13 protein-coding genes are annotated in these 18,449 nt (G+C 72.4%); 5 read left to right on the top strand and 8 right to left on the bottom strand.

The window, feature by feature from the left end; genetic code table 11:
• Positions 1–8: 8 nt before the first annotated feature.
• Positions 9–857, bottom strand: coding sequence for a purine-nucleoside phosphorylase (locus ESZ52_RS13225; protein WP_131105340.1), 849 nt, complete (start codon positions 855–857; stop codon positions 9–11).
• 32 nt (positions 858–889) lie between these two features.
• Between ESZ52_RS13225 and ESZ52_RS13220 the strand changes: the two genes are divergently transcribed.
• Complete coding sequence (locus tag ESZ52_RS13220; RefSeq protein ID WP_131105339.1) at positions 890–2,356, top strand: NAD(P)H-quinone dehydrogenase; 1,467 nt, start codon at positions 890–892, stop codon at positions 2,354–2,356.
• Positions 2,357–2,592: 236 nt separating this feature from the next.
• On the opposite strand, the gene ESZ52_RS13215 is transcribed toward ESZ52_RS13220, so the two are convergent.
• Both ESZ52_RS13215 and ESZ52_RS13210 read right to left on the bottom strand, forming a co-directional pair.
• Positions 2,593–4,368, bottom strand: a complete 1,776-nt coding sequence (locus ESZ52_RS13215) for an acetyl/propionyl/methylcrotonyl-CoA carboxylase subunit alpha (protein WP_131105338.1) — start codon at positions 4,366–4,368, stop codon at positions 2,593–2,595.
• A gap of 69 nt (positions 4,369–4,437) precedes the next feature.
• Entirely contained in the window at positions 4,438–4,857 is a 420-nt protein-coding gene (locus tag ESZ52_RS13210; protein WP_181009905.1) for a MerR family transcriptional regulator, read from the bottom strand.
• A gap of 155 nt (positions 4,858–5,012) precedes the next feature.
• Between ESZ52_RS13210 and ESZ52_RS13205 the strand changes: the two genes are divergently transcribed.
• Together ESZ52_RS13205 and ESZ52_RS13200 are read left to right on the top strand one after the other, a co-directional pair.
• The gene (locus ESZ52_RS13205; RefSeq protein ID WP_131105336.1) at positions 5,013–6,194 is read left to right on the top strand and encodes an acyl-CoA dehydrogenase family protein; all 1,182 of its coding nucleotides are present in this window, start codon (positions 5,013–5,015) and stop codon (positions 6,192–6,194) included.
• A 43-nt stretch (positions 6,195–6,237) separates the two neighbouring features.
• A complete protein-coding gene (locus ESZ52_RS13200) occupies positions 6,238–7,809 on the top strand; it encodes an acyl-CoA carboxylase subunit beta (protein WP_425600016.1) in 1,572 nt (523 codons plus the stop codon).
• A gap of 97 nt (positions 7,810–7,906) precedes the next feature.
• Here the strand turns inward: ESZ52_RS13200 and ESZ52_RS13195 are convergent, their stop codons facing one another.
• From ESZ52_RS13195 to ESZ52_RS13180, 4 genes are read right to left on the bottom strand one after another with little or no spacing between them, the layout of a single operon-like run.
• On the bottom strand, positions 7,907–9,193 hold the full coding sequence (locus tag ESZ52_RS13195) for a threonine/serine exporter family protein (RefSeq protein ID WP_131105334.1): 1,287 nt from the start codon (positions 9,191–9,193) through the stop codon (positions 7,907–7,909).
• Between the two features lie 40 nt (positions 9,194–9,233).
• Complete coding sequence (locus tag ESZ52_RS13190) at positions 9,234–11,219, bottom strand: alpha/beta hydrolase family protein (RefSeq protein ID WP_131105333.1); 1,986 nt, start codon at positions 11,217–11,219, stop codon at positions 9,234–9,236.
• A 53-nt stretch (positions 11,220–11,272) separates the two neighbouring features.
• Positions 11,273–12,271: a dihydrofolate reductase gene (locus tag ESZ52_RS13185; protein ID WP_131105332.1), complete on the bottom strand. Its 999-nt coding sequence runs from the start codon at positions 12,269–12,271 to the stop codon at positions 11,273–11,275.
• 16 nt (positions 12,272–12,287) lie between these two features.
• A complete protein-coding gene (locus ESZ52_RS13180) occupies positions 12,288–13,109 on the bottom strand; it encodes a thymidylate synthase (protein ID WP_131105331.1) in 822 nt (273 codons plus the stop codon).
• A 45-nt stretch (positions 13,110–13,154) separates the two neighbouring features.
• Here ESZ52_RS13180 and ESZ52_RS13175 point away from each other — a divergent pair, with 45 nt between their 5' ends.
• Positions 13,155–14,840, top strand: a complete 1,686-nt coding sequence (locus ESZ52_RS13175; protein ID WP_131105330.1) for a ribonuclease J — start codon at positions 13,155–13,157, stop codon at positions 14,838–14,840.
• Between the two features lie 15 nt (positions 14,841–14,855).
• Here ESZ52_RS13175 and ESZ52_RS13170 read toward each other — a convergent pair whose 3' ends face one another.
• Entirely contained in the window at positions 14,856–15,299 is a 444-nt protein-coding gene (locus ESZ52_RS13170; RefSeq protein ID WP_238154431.1) for a 2TM domain-containing protein, read from the bottom strand.
• Between the two features lie 392 nt (positions 15,300–15,691).
• Here ESZ52_RS13170 and ESZ52_RS13165 point away from each other — a divergent pair, with 392 nt between their 5' ends.
• Entirely contained in the window at positions 15,692–18,448 is a 2,757-nt protein-coding gene (locus ESZ52_RS13165) for an FtsK/SpoIIIE family DNA translocase (RefSeq protein WP_131106631.1), read from the top strand.
• Position 18,449 lies beyond the last annotated feature (1 nt).

The following is an 18,449-nucleotide window of genomic DNA, read 5'->3' as shown; positions in this document are numbered from 1 at the left end:
CCCCTGACTCAGATGCGCTCGACGATACGGGCCAGCAGGTGGCCGCACCGCTCGGCCGCCGCCTGCCCCGCTGCGATGACCTCCTGGTGGTCCAGGGGCGTGGCGCTGATGCCGGCCGCGGGGTTGGTCACCAGGGAGACCCCCAGGACCTCCATCCCCGACTCGCGGGCGGCGATCGCCTCCAGGGTGGTCGACATCCCCACCAGGTCCCCGCCGAGGACCTTGGCCATGGCCACCTCTGCAGGGGTCTCGTAGTGGGGTCCGCGGAACTGGACGTAGACACCCTCCTGCAGGCTGGGGTCGATCTCCCGGGCGAGGTCGCGCAGGCGCGGGCTGTAGAGGTCGGTGAGGTCGACGAAGTTGGCGCCCTCGACGGGGGAGTCCGCGGTGAGGTTGAGGTGGTCGCGGATCAGCACCGGGGTGCCAGGCGCCCACTCGGGCCGCAGCCCCCCGCAGCCGTTGGTGAGCACCACCGTGCGGCAGCCCGCGGCTGCGGCGGTGCGGATCGCGTGCACGACCGCGCGCACGCCGCGGCCCTCGTAGTAGTGCGTGCGGGTGCCGTAGACCAGGACCCGCCGACCGTCCGGCAGCGGGATGGAGCGGATGGTCCCGCTGTGGCCGGCGACCGCCGCCGCGGTGAACCCGGGGACGTCGGTGTTGTCGATCTCGGTGCCCGAGCCCGGCTCCGCCAGCTCGGCCAGAGCCTCGGCGGCCGGCTTCCAGCCGCTGCCCAGGACGAGGGCGATGTCGTGCCGCTCGGCGCCGGTCCGGTCGGCGATGACCGCCGCAGCCTCCCGGGCCACTGCGTGCGGGTCGGTCGAGGGGTCGGCGAGGTCGAGATCTGCACCAGTGGTCACCGGGACAGACTACCGATGGTTGACTAGGAGCCGTGAGCGCAGCAGGCAAGTCCGTGGTCATCATCGGTGGCGGTCCCGGCGGCTATGAGGCTGCCCTCGTGGCGGCCCAGCTCGGGGCGGGGGTCACCGTCGTCGAGCGGTCAGGGGTCGGTGGTGCGGCCGTGCTCACCGACTGCGTGCCCAGCAAGGCGCTGATCGCCACCGCCGACTTCATGGACCGGTTCACCGCAGCCGAGCGGATCGGGGTCCACTTCGACGGTGCCGGCGTGCCGCAGGACCAGGGGGTCACGGCGCACATCCCCCACGTCAACCGTCGCATCATGAACCTCGCCCAGGCGCAGAGCCGCGACATCTCCGAGCGGCTGGAGTCCGCCGGCGTCGACGTCGTGCAGGGTGCCGGTCGGCTCCTGGGCCCCGGCCGGGTCGAGGTCGTCGAGGGCGTCGGCGAGGTCGAGTCGGGGGAGGAGCCCTCACCGCACAAGGAGGACCGTCGAGAGGCGAGCGGAAGCCGGGTGCTCGAGGGTGACCTCGTGCTCATCGCCACCGGTGCCCGGCCCCGGATCATGGACACCGCCGTCCCGGACGGCGAACGGATCCTGACCTGGCAGCACATCTGGGACCTCGCCGAGCTGCCCGAGCACCTGATCGTCATCGGCTCCGGCGTGACCGGTGCCGAGCTGGCGCACGCCTACCTCGGGCTCGGCTGCGCCGTCACCCTGATCTCCTCCCGGGACCGGGTGCTGCCGGGGGAGGATGCTGACGCCGCCAACGTGGTGGAAGAGGTCTTCCGCCGTCGCGGGATGACGGTGCTCAACCGCTCCCGGGCCGGCGGGGTCCGCCGGGAGGGCGACAGCGTGGTGGTCACCCTGGAGGACGGCCGCGAGGTGCGGGGCAGCCACGCGCTCCTGGCCGTCGGCTCCCTGCCCAACACCACGGACATGGGGCTGGAGGAGGCCGGGATCAGACTCGCGCCCTCCGGCCACATCGAGGTCGACCGTGTCTCGCGGACCAGCCTGCCCGGCGTGTATGCCGCCGGTGACTGCACCGGCGTGCTGCCGCTGGCCTCGGTCGCCGCCATGCAGGGCCGGATCGCGGTCGCCCACGCGCTGGGCGACGCCGTCGCTCCGCTGTCCCTGCGCCGGGTCAGCTCGAACATCTTCACCGACCCCGAGATCGCGACGGTCGGCGTGAGCCAGGCCGACATCGACGAGGGCCGGGTCGACGCGCGGGGCGTCATGCTGCCGCTGACCAAGAACCCCCGGGCCAAGATGCAGAACGTCCAGGACGGCTTCGTCAAGCTCTTCGCCAAGACGGGGTCGAGCACGATCGTCGGCGGCGTGGTCGTGGGCCCCCGCGCCAGCGAGCTCATCTTTCCGATCGCCCTGGCCGTGGCCAACCGGCTCAACGTGGACCAGTTCGCCGCGACCTACACGGTCTACCCCTCGCTGTCCGGCTCCCTGTCGGAGGCCGCCCGCCAGCTGCACGAGATCGCCGACTGAGCACCGCAAAGGGCCCCTCAGAGCACGGGAGAAGGCCCATCAGGACACGTGAGACGTCCCCACTGAGCACGCCGAAAGGCCCATCAGGACACGCGAGACGGCCCCACTGAACACGTGAGAGGCCCGACACGCACGGCTGGCGTGTCCTGTGGAGCCCTTCGGCTGTCCTGTGGAGCCCTTCGGCGTGTCCTGTCGGGCCCTTCGGCGCGTTCGGTCGGGCCCTTCGGGGTGTCCTGTCAGTCCTTGAGCTCGCAGATGACCGCGCCGTTGGCGACGGTCTCGCCGACGGCGGCGGACAGGCCGGTGACGGTGCCGGCCTTGTGGGCCTTGATCGGCTGCTCCATCTTCATCGCCTCGAGCACCACGACCACGTCGCCCTCGGCGACGGTGGCGCCCTCCTCGACGGCGATCTTGACGATGGTGCCCTGCATGGGCGCGGTCACGGAGTCACCGGAGGCGGCGGCCGTGCCTCCGCCCCGGCGGGAGCGCTTGGGCGCCTTCTTGCGGCCGGCCGCCGCACCACCACCGCCGCCGAGCGCCAGCCCGGCCGGCAGGGAGACCTCGAGCCGCTGGCCGCCGACCTCGACGACGACCTGCTGGCGCTCGCCGTCCTCGCCCGGGTCCTCCGCGGTCGGACCGGAGTAGGCCTCGATGGTGTTGTCGAAGTCCGTCTCGATCCACCGGGTGTGCACCGTGAAGGCTTCGGACGGGTCCTCGGGCGCGTAGGCCGGGTCGGAGACCACGGCACGGTGGAAGGTGAGGGCGGTCGGCATACCCTCCACCTCGAACTCGGCCAGGGCGCGGCGGGAGCGGGCCAGCGCCTCCTGACGCGTGCGCCCGGTGACGATCAGCTTGGCCAGCATCGAGTCGAAGGCGCCGGCGACGACGTCGCCCTGTTCGACGCCGGAGTCCAGGCGGACGCCGGGGCCCGACGGCGGGCGGAAGACGAGGGCGGTGCCGGGTGCGGGCAGGAAGTCGCGGCCCGGGTCCTCGGCGTTGATGCGGAACTCGATGGAGTGCGCGTGCGGCTCGGGGTCGTCGTAGCCCAGCTCCTCGCCGTCGGCGATGCGGAACTGCTCGCGCACCAGGTCGATGCCGGTGACCTCCTCGGTCACGGGATGCTCGACCTGCAGGCGGGTGTTGACCTCCAGGAAGGAGATGTCGCCCTCGGGACCGATGAGGAACTCGCAGGTGCCGGCGCCGATGTAGCCGGCCTCCGTCATGATCGCCTTGCTCGCCCGGACCAGCTCGGTGTGCTGCTCCTCGGTCAGGAACGGCGCGGGCGCCTCCTCGACCAGCTTCTGGTTGCGCCGCTGGAGCGAGCAGTCCCGGGTCGAGACGACGACCACGTTGCCGTGCTGGTCGGCCAGGCACTGGGTCTCCACGTGCCGGGGGCGGTCCAGGAAGCGCTCCACGAAGCACTCGCCGCGACCGAAGGCGGTGACCGCCTCGCGCACCGCGGAGTCGAACAGGTCGGGGATCTCCTCGATCGTGCGGGCCACCTTCAGCCCGCGACCGCCACCACCGTAGGCCGCCTTGATGGCGACCGGCAGGCCGTGCTCCTCGGCGAAGGCGACGATCTCGTCCGGGCCCTCGACGGGGTCCTTGGTGCCGGGCACCAGCGGCGCCTCGGCCTTGAGCGCGATGTGCCGCGCCTTGACCTTGTCGCCCAGGGAGTCGATGGCCTGCGGGCCGGGCCCGATCCAGATCAGGCCCGCGTCGATCACGGCCTGGGCGAAGGACGCGTTCTCGGCCAGGAAGCCGTAACCGGGGTGGACCGCGTCCGCCCCCGCCTGCCGGGCGATGTCGAGCAGCTTCTCCTGCACCAGGTAGGACTCGCCCGGGGTGTTCCCGCCGAGGGCGTAGGCCTCGTCGGCCACCTTGACGTGCAGCGCGTCCCGGTCGGGCTCGGCATACACGGCGACGGACCCGATCCCTGCATCCTTGCAGGCGCGGGCGATGCGGACGGCGATCTCGCCGCGGTTGGCGATGAGGACCTTGCTGATCGGCATAGCGCACACCCTAGACCCAGGCTGCCCGTACCCCGGCGACGAGGTCCCCGACACATGCGAGCGCCCGCGTCAGCCGATCTGCGCCAGGTCCTCGGTGCAGCGCTTCTCCAGCTCGTCCAGCTCGCGCAGGCTGTCCTCGATGTCGCGGCGGCGCCGCTCCAGGTCCGCGCGTCGGTCGTCGATCTGGGAGAGCAGGTAGGTGAGCTGGCCCACCTCACCGGGCTGGTCGTCATACATGTCCAGGATCGTGGCCACCTCCTCCAGCGGGAAGCCGAGGCGGCGACCGCGCAGGATCAGCGCCAGCCGGGTCCGTTCGCGGCGGTGGTAGATGCGGCGCTGGCCGTCGCGCTCGGGGGAGAGCAGCCCGAGGTGCTCGTAGTGCCGCAGCGCGCGGTGGGTGACGTCGAAGTCGTCGGCCATCTGGGCGATCGTCCACGTCATCGTGTCGGTCACGGTTGTCCTTACGTCAAGGTGCAGGGGCGGCTCCATCGTGCTTGACCTTCGCGTCAACGTCAAGCACGATGGGCCCGTGCCGGGGCCCGGCACGCCATCACCCGTGGGCACCACCCAGGACCGCCCACGACCCCCGAGCCCGCGACGACCCACGACGACCCACCACCACCGCTGAGAGGGACCGGACACGCATGTTCGAGCTGAGCCAGGACCACGAGGACTTCCGCCGCCTGGTGCGCGAGTTCGCCGAGGCCGAGATCGCGCCGCACGTCGAGCAGTGGGACCGCGACGGGCACTTCCCCGCGCACCTGGTGCCGCAGATGGGTGACCTGGGCCTGTTCGGGCTGGAGGCGCCGGAGGAGTTCGGCGGGGCCGGTATGGGGCACGACGGCTTCTCCTACCTCTGCGTGGCCATCGAGGAGCTGGGTCGCGTCGACCAGTCGATGGGGATCACCCTGGAGGCCGGGGTCGGGCTGGGCATCAACCCGATCCAGACCTACGGCAGCCAGGAGCAGAAGGAACGCTGGCTACCCGACCTCGTCCAGGGTCGCGCGCTCGCCGGCTTCGGCCTGACCGAGCCCGAGGCCGGCTCCGATGCCGGTGCCACCCGCACCCGGGCACGGCTGGCGGACGGGCAGTGGGTCATCGACGGCGCCAAGGCCTTCATCACCAACTCCGGCACCGAGATCACCTCCGTGGTCACGGTCACCGCCCGGACCGGCGAGCTGGCCGACGGCCGGCCCGAGATCAGCGCCATCATCGTGCCCAACGGCACCGAGGGGTTCACCGTCGAGCCGGCCTACCGCAAGCTCGGCTGGCACATCTCCGACACCCACGGGCTGACCTTCGAGGGCGCCCGGGTGCCCGAGGCCAACCTGCTGGGGGAGCGGGGCCAGGGCTTCCGCCAGTTCCTCAAGACCCTCGACGACGGCCGGATCGCCATCGCCGCGCTCGCCGTCGGCTGCTGCCAGCGGATGCTGGAGGAGTCCACCCGCTACAGCCAGGAGCGGCTGGCCTTCGGCCGGCCGATCGCGGTCAACCAGGGCGTCTCCTTCCAGGTCGCCGACCTCGCGGTGATGACCGAGGCCGCGCGCACCCTCACCTACAGGGCCGCCTGGCTGCGCGAGCAGCAGGCGGCGGGCAAGCGCTCGGTCGCCGAGGTCAAGCAGGCCGCCGCGATCGCCAAGCTCTACGCCACCGAGGCCGCGGTGAGCTCCACCCGGATCGCCACGCAGATCTTCGGCGGCAACGGCTTCATGGAGGAGTACCCCGTCGCCCGGTTCTACCGCGACGCCAAGATCCTGGAGATCGGCGAGGGCACCTCCGAGGTGCAGCGCATGCTCATCGCCCGTGGCCTCGGCCTCCCCGCCTGAGCGGCGGGGTGTCCTCAGTGACGAGCCTGACACGATGAGCGGTATGAGCAGCTCGCCCACCTCTCCCAACCCCCACCCCGACCCCCGGGTCGCCGACCTGCGGGACCGGCTGGGGACGGCATACCGGGCCTCGGCGGAGCCGACCGAGCGCGCGAGGGCGAAGCTGGACAGCCAGGGCAAGCTCTACGTCCGCGACCGGATCGCGCTGCTCTTCGACGAGGGCACCTTCGTCGAGGACGGGCGCTACGCCAACGCCACCGCCGACGGGCTGCCCGCCGACGGCGTGGTCACGGGTCGCGGCGAGGTGGACGGGCGGCCGGCGATCGTCGTGGCCAACGACCCGACCGTCAAGGCGGGCTCGTGGGGCGCGCGGACGGTGGAGAAGATCATCCGCGCCACCGAGGCCGCGCTGCGCGAGGAGTTGCCGCTCTTCTGGTTCGTCGACTCGGCCGGCGCGCGGATCACCGACCAGGTGGACCTCTTCCCCGGCCGGCGCGGCGCGGGGCGGATCTTCCACAACCAGGTCGCGCTGTCCGGCAAGGTGCCGCAGATCTGCTGCCTGTTCGGGCCGTCGGCCGCCGGCGGTGCCTACATCCCCAGCTTCACCGACCTCATCATCATGGTCGAGGGCAACGCCTCGATGTACCTCGGCAGCCCGCGGATGGCCGAGATGGTCGTGGGGGAGAAGGTCAGCCTGGAGGAGATGGGCGGGGCCCGGATGCACTGCACCGTCTCCGGCGTGGGCGACCTGCTCGCCGGCGACGACGTCGAGGCGATCGAGCTGGCCCGGCACTTCTTCTCCTACCTGCCCGAGACCTGGCACGACCCGGTACCGCACTACGCCGCCGAGCCGCCCGCCGTGCCGCTGGACCGGCAGACCGTCCCCGAGTCCGAGTCGGTGCCCTTCGACGTGCACGACGTCATCGACGGCCTGGTGGACGACGACAGCTTCTTCGAGATCAAGCCGCTCTTCGCCGCCGAGCTGGTGGTCGGGCTGGGCCGGATCGACGGCCAGACCGTGGGCATCCTGGCCAACAACTCCGCGGTCAAGGGCGGGGTGCTGTTCACCGACTCCGCCGACAAGGCCACCCGGTTCATCTGGCTGTGCGACGCCTACGGGATCCCGCTGCTCTACCTGGCCGACGTGCCCGGCTTCATGATCGGCTCGGAGGTCGAGCGCGGCGGCATCATCCGGCACGGCGCCAAGATGGTCTCCGCGGTCTCCGAGGCGACCGTGCCCCAGCTGTGCGTCGTGGTCCGCAAGGCCTACGGAGCCGGCCTCTACGCCATGGGCGGTCCGGGCTTCGGGCCGGAGGCGACGATCGCGCTGCCCACCGCCCGGATCGCGGTCATGGGGCCCGAGGCGGCCGTCAACGCCGTCTACGCCAACAAGATCGCCGGGCTCACCGACGAGCAGGAGCGGGAGCGGTTCGTGCAGGAGCGCCGGGCGGAGTACCTGGAGGACGTCGACCTGGAGCGGCTGGCCGCCGACCTCGTCATCGACGCCGTCGTCGAGCCCGAGGAGCTGCGCGAGGAGATCATCCGCCGGTTCCGGTATGCCGCGCGCCGCGACCGCCACTTCTCCTCCCGGCACCGCGGCATCCCCCCGGTCTGAACACCCGCCCGGCCGCCGGTGGCCAGCCGGCAGCCTGTCCTTGTCCGAGGGGTGCCGCTGCCACGGACCCTGCTCGCGGGGTGATCGACAGACAGCATCAGCCGCGGCGCAGCAGCCGCAGCACGTGCAGCAGCCCGACCCGGCGGGCGGCCCGCCGCAGCGGGAAGGCGAGGCTGGCGCCGACGACGATGCCCAGGGCGATCGCGGCGATGACCAGGGTCACCGCGACGACCGCGGAGAAGGCGACCGCCGGACCGGCCTCGAGCTGGGTGACCGAGATGAGGCCGAAGGAGCCCGGCACCAGCAGCCAGAAGCTGGGCAGGAAGACCACGGACCGGGGCAGCTGGGGTCGGACGAACTCGACCACGGTGGCGGCCAGGATCGCGACCACGGCGCCCAGGAACGCCCCGGCCCACCGGGCGTCGGACAAGGTCTGCCCCAGGAGCTGGCCGAGGTACGTGGCCACGGCGGTGACCATCACCCACGGGACCAGGGAGAGCCGCAGGGACTCCATGAGCGAGATCGCCAGGGTGACGACGGCGACGCCCAGCAGGGGCGCCCACCAGCCCAGCTCGACGGGACGGGTCGGGTCGAGCAGCTCCGCGGGGACGTCGAGCAGAGCCGCCGCGGCGCCGACCCCCATGGCGAAGAGCAGCAGCTGGACCGTGCCGTGGCCGAGCCGCGAGGTGCCGGCGACCATCGAGCCCGCCGCCAGCTCGACCAGCCCGGTGACCAGGGTCGCTCCCGGCAGGAGGACGGCGATCGGCGCGACCAGCGTCCACAGCGGTGCCGGGACCAGGCCGGCCGAGGCGGCCGAGAAGGCCACGAGCGCGGTGATGAACGCCGCGAGCAGCGGGGTGAGGGTCGAGATGGTGCGGTTGCGGCCGGACAGGACCATCAGCACGACGGTGACCGGTGCCAGGAGCGCGGCGAACGCCACGGACGGCCAGGCCGGCGCCAGGACGAGCGCGATGCCCACGCCGGACAGCACCCCGCCGGCCAGCAGTCCGGGCACCTTGTAGCGGTGCGGCTGGGCCCGCAGCGTCGCCAGCGAGGCGAGGGCCTCCTCGGGGGACAGCCGCCCGGAGCGCAGGCCGGCCAGCAGGGCGGAACCGTCGGCCAGCTGCTCCAGCCGCAGTCCGCCCTCGACCCCCTCGAAGGTGGCAGGCTCACCCGCGGAGAGGGTGACCCAGACCCCGCGGGGCAGGCAGGCGACCTGGGCACGGGGGTGCCCGAGGGTGGTGGCCAGGGTGCGGAGGTCCTGCTCCACCTCGTGCGTGGGGATGCCGCCGGCCAGCAGCCCGGCCCCGAGCCAGGCCAGCAGCCGCCGGTCCCGCGCCCCGAGGGTCTCCGGCCCGCCGCCCGCCGTCCCACCGTCCGTCATCACGCCACCCATGGTCGGCCCGTTCGTCGACGCTGTCCGGTCAGCTCAGGTACTCGCGCCACCAGTCCAGGATGTGCTCGAAGCGCTGCACCCGGTGCCGCGGCTGCCCGGCCCGGCTCAGCTCGTGCCCCTCGCCGGGGAAGATCAGCAGCTTGGTCGGTACCCCGTTGCGGCGCAGCCGGGCATAGAGCCGCTGGCCCTGCTCCAGGGGGCAGCGGAAGTCGCGCTCGGAGTGGATGACCATCGTGGGCGTGCGGATCTGGTCGGCCCAGGTCAGCGGCGACTGCTCGTGGGCGAGGTCACCGACGTACTCGTCACCGAAGAACCAGCCGATGTCGGAGGTCCCCGCGAAGGAGTCCCAGGCGTTGACCGCGCGCTCGCTGATGGCTGCGGTGAACCGGTCGCTGTGCGCCACCAGCCAGGTGGTCATCAGCCCGCCGTAGGAGCCGCCCTGCACCCCGACCCGCGTGCCGTCCAGCCCGGGCAGGGTCAGCGCGTGGTCGAGCAGAGCGGAGACGTCCGCCATGTCGACACTGCCGATCGCCTCCTTGACCGCACGGCCGTGTGTGGCGCCGTAGCCCGACCCGCCGCGCGGGTTGCCCATCACCACGGCATACCCGGCACCCGCCAGCACCTGCGCCTCGTCGAAGAGGTTGCCGGAGTACTGGGTGTACGGCCCGCCGTGGATCATCAGCACGACCGGGTGTCCAGCCTTCCGCCGGGCCTTCGTGGTGGGTCGGAACAGCCAGCCGTGCACCGGGTACCCGTCCTCGGCCTGTGCCTCCAGCTCCTCCGGCTCGACGGGCGCCGCCGTGCCGGTCAGGTGCGCGGTGCCGAGGTCGGTCACCTGGGTGAGGCGCTCGCCGACAGGCCCGACGAACAGCTCGGAGTATGAGGTGCGGGTGCCGGCCACCGCCACCACCACCCCGCCCCCGACGGCCAGGTCGCTGACCGAGACGTGCCCGTCGAGCAGCGTCTGCCCGGTGTCCACGTCGCGGACCACGGTGTCGCCGCGTCGCTCGACGGCCGCGACGAGCGTCCCGCCGACACCGAGGGCGGGCGCGCAGGCCAGGTGGTCCTCCTCCGGGTCGGTCAGCCCGTCACCGTCCTGTGCGGTGCCGTTCGGGGGGAGCCGGTGCAGGACGGCGTTGCGGGCCACGAAGTCCTGGCCGCTGGGGCCCAGGTCGTTGGCGCCGTAGACGACCGCACCGTCGGCGGCGACGTGCACGCTGCTGACCGACCCGGTCCCGGAGGTGTGCCGACGGAAGTCCTTGCCGCGCAGGTCCACCGAGCACAGGTCGCTGACCAGGGTGTCCGGCCGCCAGCCGCCCCGCTCGTCCCGCGAGGAGATGAAGCCGACCCGCTGTCCGTCGTCGAGGAAGACCGGCTGCCGGTCATCGCCGTCTCCCGTGGTCAGCTGCCGGCTCTCGGGGAGCTCGTCCGCCTCCGCGGCGTCGGTCGTGGCCGGCTCGTCCAGGTCGGCGTCGAGGTCGGCGTGTAGATCCACGACGAAGATCTTGCTCGGCCGGTCCAGCACGTAGCCCAGGCCGTCGGCGAGGTAGGTGCTGTGCTCGATGAGCCGCGGTGCCTCCTGGTCCGGCTTGACCTTCTCGTCGGTGCCGTAGCGGCCCTCCTCGGGGACGCGGGCGGCATACGCGATCCGGCGCCCGTCGGGCGACCACGCGAAGGCACCCACCCCCAGCGCGGTGTCGGTGAGGCGACGGGCGTCCCCGCCCGCGGCCGGTATGACGTGCAGCTGCGCCGGCCCGTCCTCGCCCGCGCGCAGGAAGGCCAGGCGCGAGCCGTCGGGGGAGTAGGCGGGGCTGCTGTCCCGGGTGCCGTGGGTGAAGCGCTGCAGGTCACCGTCGGCCGTGCCGTCGGCGGAGAGCCGCTGGCGCCACAGGCTGCTGCGGTAGCGGTTCTCCTCGACGTCGGGCCGGCTCATCGCCAGCACGACGTCGCGGCACTCCGGGTGGACCGTGGGCGAGGACAGGAGGCGGATGCGGGTCAGGTCGCTGGGCTGCACCCTCCGACCTTACGACGCAGGCACCGGCGCCTCCGCGACTCGTCTGGCGCGAGTCACCCGGCGTGCTGCGCAGGACGCAGGTCTCGCCGCTCCCAGGTGACCCACGCCGTCACCGGGGGCGCGCCGGGGGCGCGGGACACCTCCTGCCACAGCGTGGGATCGACGGCCGGGAACCGGGTCTGGCCCTCCGGCTCCAGGTCGACCTCGGTGAGGACCAGCCGGTGGGCGTGCCCGATCGTCTGGGCGTAGATCTGCCCGCCGCCGGCGATGAAGACCTCCCCGTCCCCGGCGACCGCGAGCGCCTCGCGCAGCGAGTGCGCCACCTCGGCCCCCGGGGCGGACCAGCCCCGCTGCCGGGTGACGACGATGGTGCGGCGGCCGGGGAGAGCCCGGCCGATGGAGTCCCACGTGCCCCGTCCCATCACCAGCACCCCACCCATCGTGGTGTCCTTGAAGAAGCGCAGGTCCTCGGGCAGGTGCCAGGGCATGACGCGGCCGTCGCCGATGACGCCGTTGCGCCCGACGGCGGCGATGAGCGTCAGCCGCTGGTCGAAACCCAGGGCATGGAAGGTCCCGCGCTGGCCGGCGGCCACCGACTCCAGCGCCACCCGCTCGTGGGGCACCACCCGCTCGGGCAGCTCGTCCAGCGGCCACCACCGCAGCTCGGCCGCCTTGTCCGCCTCCTGGACGGTCGGCTCCCCGGTCCAGGACGTGGCGGTGAGGAAGAGATCGACGCGCTCCTCGAGGTTCCCACGGCGCGAGGGCACGACGCAGGTGCGCTGCACGGTCGCGGCCAGGGCGAGGTCCTCGGTGCGTACCTCGATGCCGAGCTCCTCGCGGGCCTCTCGCGCGGCACCCTGCAGGACGGTCTCCCCCCGCTCGACGTGACCGGCTGCGCCGCAGGCCCACCAGCCGTCCAAGTAGGCCGTGCCGCGCCGCAGCTGCAGGAGCACCTCGCGCCGGCCGGCGTCCGTCTCGTGCTCACCGTCGGTCGCGTCGCGCAGCAGCACGAGGTAGGCGGCGGGGACGAGCGCGAACCTCTCCCGCGTCATACCGTCCGGCCCCGCGTCATACCGCGATCGGTGCCTTGATCGTCGGTGCGGCGACGTAGTCACGCACCTCGATGTCGGCCAGCTCGAAGGCGTCGATCTCGGTGACGTCGGGGTTGAGCCACAGGGTCGGCAGGGGGCCGGGCGTGCGGGTGAGCTGCTCCTGCGCCTGCTGCAGGTGGTTGAGGTAGAGGTGGGCGTCGCCCAGGGTGTGCACGAAGTCCTTGGGGCGCAGGTCGACGACCTGCCCGACGAGGTGGGTCAGCAGGGCGTAGCTGACGATGTTGAACGGCACCCCGAGGAAGGTGTCGGCGCTGCGCTGGTAGAGCTGGCAGGACAGCCAGCCGCGCTGGTCCGGGTCGTCCGCGGCGGCGGGGGAGACGTAGAACTGGAAGAGCGTGTGGCAGGGCGGCAGCGCCATGTCGTCGACGTCCGCGACGTTCCAGGCGGACACGATGTGACGGCGCGAGTCGGGGTTGCTGCGCAGGCCCTCGACAAGGCGCTGGATCTGGTCGATGGTGCCGCCGTCGGGGTCGGGCCAGGAACGCCACTGGTGGCCGTAGACCGGGCCGAGGTCGCCGTTCTCGTCGGCCCACTCGTCCCAGATGCTGATGCCGTTCTCGTGCAGCCAGCCGATGTTGGTGTCGCCGCGGAGGAACCACAGCAGCTCACCGATGATCGAGCGCAGGTGCAGGCGCTTGGTGGTCAGCACCGGGAACCCGTCCGTCAGGTCGAAGCGCATCTGGTGGCCGAAGACCGACAGGGTGCCGGTGCCGGTCCGGTCGCTCTTGCGCACACCCTCGGTGCGGATCCGTTCCAGGAGGTCCAGGTAGGCCTGCATGCGCGCCAGCCTAGTGGGCGCGCCACGTCAGTAAACTCGGCGGCCATGAGTCACCCGCACCCCGAGCTGAGCCCGCCCGCCCCCCTGGTCGACGGCGGCGTGCGCGTCATACCCCTGGGCGGGCTGGGCGAGGTGGGCCGCAACATGGCGGTGCTGGAGCACCGGGGCAAGCTGCTCGTCATCGACTGCGGGGTGCTCTTCCCCGAGGAGCACCACCCGGGCGTGGACCTCATCCTGCCCGACTTCGGGCCGATCGAGGACCGCCTCGACGACATCGTGGCGGTCGTGCTCACCCACGGCCACGAGGACCACATCGGGGCGGTGCCCTACCTGCTGCGGCTGAAGGGGGACATCCCGCTGGTGGGCTCCCAGCTCACCCTCGCCCTGGTCGAGGCCAAGCTCAAGGAGCACCGGATCACGCCGCTGACGCTCGGGGTGAGGGAGGGCGACCGGGAGACCTTCGGGCCCTTCGACTGCGAGTTCGTGGCCGTGAACCACTCCATCCCCGACGCCCTGGCCGTCTTCGTGCGCACCTCGGGCGGCACGGTGCTGCATACCGGCGACTTCAAGATGGACCAGCTGCCGCTGGACGGTCGCCTCACCGACCTGCGCGCCTTCGCCCGGCTGGGGGAGGAGGGGGTCGACCTGTTCCTGACCGACTCCACCAACGCGCACGTCCCCGGCTTCACCACGCCCGAGCGCAACATCACCCCGGCGATCGAGCGGGTCTTCCACGACGCCCGCCGCAGGATCATCGTGGCCTGCTTCGCCTCGCACGTGCACCGAGTGCAGCAGGTGCTGGACGCCGCGGTCGAGTCCGGCCGCAAGGTGGCGATGGTGGGGCGCTCGATGATCCGCAACATGGGCATCGCCGCGGACCTGGGTTACCTGCACATCCCCGACGGGGTGCTGGTGGACCTCGGGCGGCTGACCCAGCTGCCCGAGGACCGGCAGGTGCTGATCTGCACCGGCTCCCAGGGCGAGCCCATGGCCGCGCTGTCGCGGATGGCCAACGGCGACCACAAGATCGACGTCGGCGAGGGCGACACGGTGCTGATGGCCTCCTCGCTCATCCCGGGCAACGAGAACGCGGTCTACCGGGTGATCAACGGGCTGACCCGCCGCGGCGCGAAGGTCGTGCACAAGGAGAACGCGCTCGTCCACGTCTCCGGCCACGCCAGCGCGGGGGAGCTGCTCTACTGCTACAACATCGTCCGTCCGCGCAACGTCATGCCGGTGCACGGCGAGTGGCGGCACCTGGTCGCCAACGGGGATCTCGCGGTGGCGACCGGCGTGCCGCAGGAGAACGTCGTCCTGGCCGAGGACGGCGTGGTCGTCGACCTCGTCGACGGGCAGGCCCGCGTCGCCGGCGCGGTGGACGTCGGCTACGTCTACGTCGACGGCTCCACCGTGGGGGCGGCCGACGAGACCATGCTCAAGGACCGCCGGATCCTGCGCGACGAGGGCTTCGTGACCGTCATCGTGGTGCGCGACGCCTCCTCCGGTGCGCTCGCCGCCGGCCCGGAGATCCAGACCCGTGGCTTCGCCGAGGGGGAGGACGCCTTCGAGCAGGTGCGGCCCCGCCTGGTGGAGGCGCTGCAGGAGGCCGAGCGCAACGGCGTCCAGGACACCTACCAGCTGCAGCAGGTCATCCGCCGGACGATCGGCTCCTTCGTCGGCAACAAGCTGCGCCGGCGGCCGATGATCATCCCCATCGTCATCGACGCCTGAGGCGACCGGCCGGCCTCACTCCTCCAGCCGGCCCCGCGACTGCCGCCGCCGCAGCCGCTCGATCTCGGCGTTGATCTCCTCCTCGGTGGGGTCCTTGTCCCAGCCCAGGCTGACGCCGTGGATGGCCACGCCCAGGCCCCAGCCCATCATCGGGAAGATCGGCCAGAAGAAGCCGCTGAACCCGGTGGTGAACGCCCAGATCCCGACCAGCAGCGCCATGACCAGCAGGTAGATGGTCAGGTGTCCGCGGAACTCGGCCTTGGCCTCCAGCGACTCCAGTGCCCGCTGGCGGTCGGTGAGGGGTGCGTCCTTGGCGCGCTTCCCCGCGGCCGCAGGGTCCGTGCGGTCCGGGGCCCGGTCCAGGGGGCCCGGCTCGTCGCGGCTGTCCTGCGGCCCTGCCTCGACCCGCTCGGGTCGGTACGGCGGGATGGGCGGCGGGCTCCCCTGGTCCTCGTTCACGCTCTCACCGTAGTGAGGCTGGCGCCGGAGCACCACCATCTTTCGGACGGATCTTGGGCAGGTATGGAGCAGCGCGCGCGCCCTGATGCCCGTCTGCGCGGCGTGGGGCGGCTGTGACCCTCGTGACTGTTGGGTACGGTGCCATCGTGGCCAAATCTGCATCCTCGACGACCAGCACCCGCGCGGGCGGCGCCAAGGCTGCCTCGACGCGCCCGGCGAGCCGCGCCGGTGGCACACCGTCGGGCAGCACGCGGGCGAACGCCGCGCGCGCTGGTGGTGCGCGCGCTGGTGGGGCGCGGGGCGGGGCCAACGCCCCGGCGGACCACGGGCCTTCCCTGCCGGGGCGGGTCTTCCGCGGCGTCGCCGGGGCCACCGGTGGCACCGTGCGCGCGATGACCGACTCCGCCCGTGACCTGGAGCCCGAGCACCGGCGCGACGGTGCCGGCTTCCTCCTGCTCGCGCTGGCGATCGTGGTGGCCCTGCGGGAGTGGTGGCAGCTGGACGGGATGTTCGGCGATGCGGTCCACACCGTCACGGCCGGGACCTTCGGCCGGGTCGCGCTCGTGCTGCCCGTGGTGCTGCTCTTCTTCGCCCTGCGTCTCTTCCGGCGGCCCAGCGACCAGCAGGCCACGAACCGGATGTCGATCGGCACCATCGCCCTCCTGCTGTCCGCCACCGGCATCACCCACCTGGCCGTCGGGGCGCCCGACTACAGCGAGGGCCTGACGGTGATGCAGTCCTCCGGCGGCGTCCTGGGCTTCATCCTGTCCTCGATGATCTCGGCCGCGATCACCCCCATCGGGGCGTATGCGGTGCTCTCCCTGCTCGGCGTCTTCGGCTTCCTGGTGCTCACCCGTACCCCGGTCCACCGCATCCCCGACCGCCTGCGCGAGCTCGAGCAGCAGCTCTTCGACTCCGCCCGCTTCGACGAGATCGACCCCGTGACCGGGGAGGTGCTCCCGCGTGCCCGCCGCTCACGGCGCCGGGCCGGCGAGCTCGACGCGGAACGGGACGGCGACGTCGCCTTCGAGCAGGCGGCCGTGGTCGAGCGGGGTGAGGGCGGGCGCTCACCGCGTACCCAGGCGCGAACCCAGTCGCGAGCCCAGGCGCGGACCCAGGTGCGTCCCGAGGACGGCCCCGAGCAGGGGAGCGACGCCCCCAGGGCCGGCCGCCGCAGCGGCCCCACCTCCGGACCCGCACCCGAGGGCCAGGGCCCGGACCAGCGGGCGAGCGCCGGCAGGGGAGCGACCCCCGCCAGCCGGGAGGCGCCGGGGGAGACGACCGAGGAGATCGCCGGGCTGCGCCCCGGTCAGAAGCGCCCGCAGCCGCCCACCGCGGTGGAGAAGGCCAAGGCCAAGGCACCCCTGGAGCCGCCGCCGACCACCCAGCTGCCCCAGCGGGTGGAGCAGCTGCAGCTCGCCGGGGACGTCACCTACACCCTGCCCGACTCCGCGGTCCTCAGGCCCGGCAGCCCGCACAAGGAGCGCTCGGAGGCCAACGACAAGGTGGTCGACGCGCTCACCGGCGTGCTGGAGGACTTCAACGTCGACGCCCAGGTCACCGACTTCACCCGGGGCCCCACCGTCACCCGCTACGAGGTCGAGCTCGGCCCCGGCGTGAAGGTCGAGCGGATCACCGCGCTGTCCAAGAACATCGCGTATGCCGTGGCGTCCGCCGACGTGCGGATCCTCTCGCCGATCCCGGGCAAGTCCGCCGTCGGCGTCGAGATCCCCAACACCGACCGGGAGAACGTCAACCTCGGTGACGTGCTGCGCAGCCAGGCGGCCCGCAACAACACCCACCCGATGGTGATGGGCGTGGGCAAGGACGTCGAGGGCGGCTACGTCATCGCCAACCTGGCCAAGATGCCCCACCTGCTCGTCGCCGGTGCGACCGGCTCGGGCAAGTCGAGCTTCGTCAACTCGATGATCACCTCGATCCTCATGCGCTCCACCCCGGACGAGGTGCGGATGATCCTGGTCGACCCCAAGCGGGTCGAGCTGACCGCCTACGAGGGCATCCCGCACCTGATCACCCCGATCATCACCAACCCCAAGAAGGCGGCGGAGGCGCTGAGCTGGGTGGTCAAGGAGATGGACACCCGCTACGACGACCTGGCGGCCTACGGCTACAAGCACATCGACGACTTCAACAAGGCGATCCGCTCGGGCAAGATCACCCCGCCCCCCGGCTCGCAGCGCGTCCTGCAGCCCTACCCCTACCTGCTGGTCGTCATCGACGAGCTGGCCGACCTGATGATGGTGGCGCCCCGTGACGTGGAGGAGTCGGTGGTGCGGATCACCCAGCTGGCCCGGGCGGCCGGCATCCACCTGGTGCTCGCCACCCAGCGACCGTCGGTCGACGTGGTCACCGGCCTGATCAAGGCCAACGTGCCCTCCCGGATGGCCTTCGCCACCTCCTCGCTGTCGGACAGCCGGGTGGTCCTGGACATGCCCGGCGCCGAGAAGCTCATCGGCCAGGGTGATGCGCTCTTCCTGCCCATGGGCGCCTCCAAGCCGCTGCGCGTGCAGGGTGCCTGGGTCAGCGAGTCCGAGGTGCACGACGTCGTCGCGCACGTCACCGGCCAGCTCAAGCCCACCTACGTCGAGGAGGTCCTGGCCACCCCGGCCAAGAAGCAGATCGACGAGGACATCGGCGACGACCTCGACCTGCTGATGCAGGCGGTCGAGCAGGTGATCACCACCCAGTTCGGGTCCACCTCGATGCTGCAGCGCAAGCTGCGCGTCGGGTTCGCCAAGGCGGGCCGGCTGATGGACCTGATGGAGTCCCGCGGCATCGTCGGGCCCTCGGAGGGGTCCAAGGCGCGCGACGTGCTGGTCAAGCCGGACGAGCTGGAGGAGACGCTGGCACTGCTCCAGGGCCACGAGCCCGCGCCGCGCCCGGAGCCGGAGACCGACACCGCTCCCTTCGACGCCGACCCCACCGAGGTGGCACGCGAGGAGGGTGACGCGGACGCGTTCGGCGAGTATGACGACGGCGACCAGACCGGTCCCCACGCCCGGTCCCGTCCCCGCGACGCCCGCTACGACAACGACCCGGTCAGCGGGTCCTCCGTCGAGGACGAGGGTGAGGAGGAGTCGGAGGACGCCTGGGACCTCACCGACCGTGGCGGCCGCGAGCGCTACTGAC

The sequence above is a fragment of the Ornithinimicrobium sufpigmenti genome (genome assembly GCF_004322775.1).
Classification (GTDB): Bacteria; Actinomycetota; Actinomycetes; order Actinomycetales; family Dermatophilaceae; genus Ornithinicoccus; species Ornithinicoccus sufpigmenti.
This window is presented reverse-complemented; position numbering and strand designations above follow the sequence as displayed.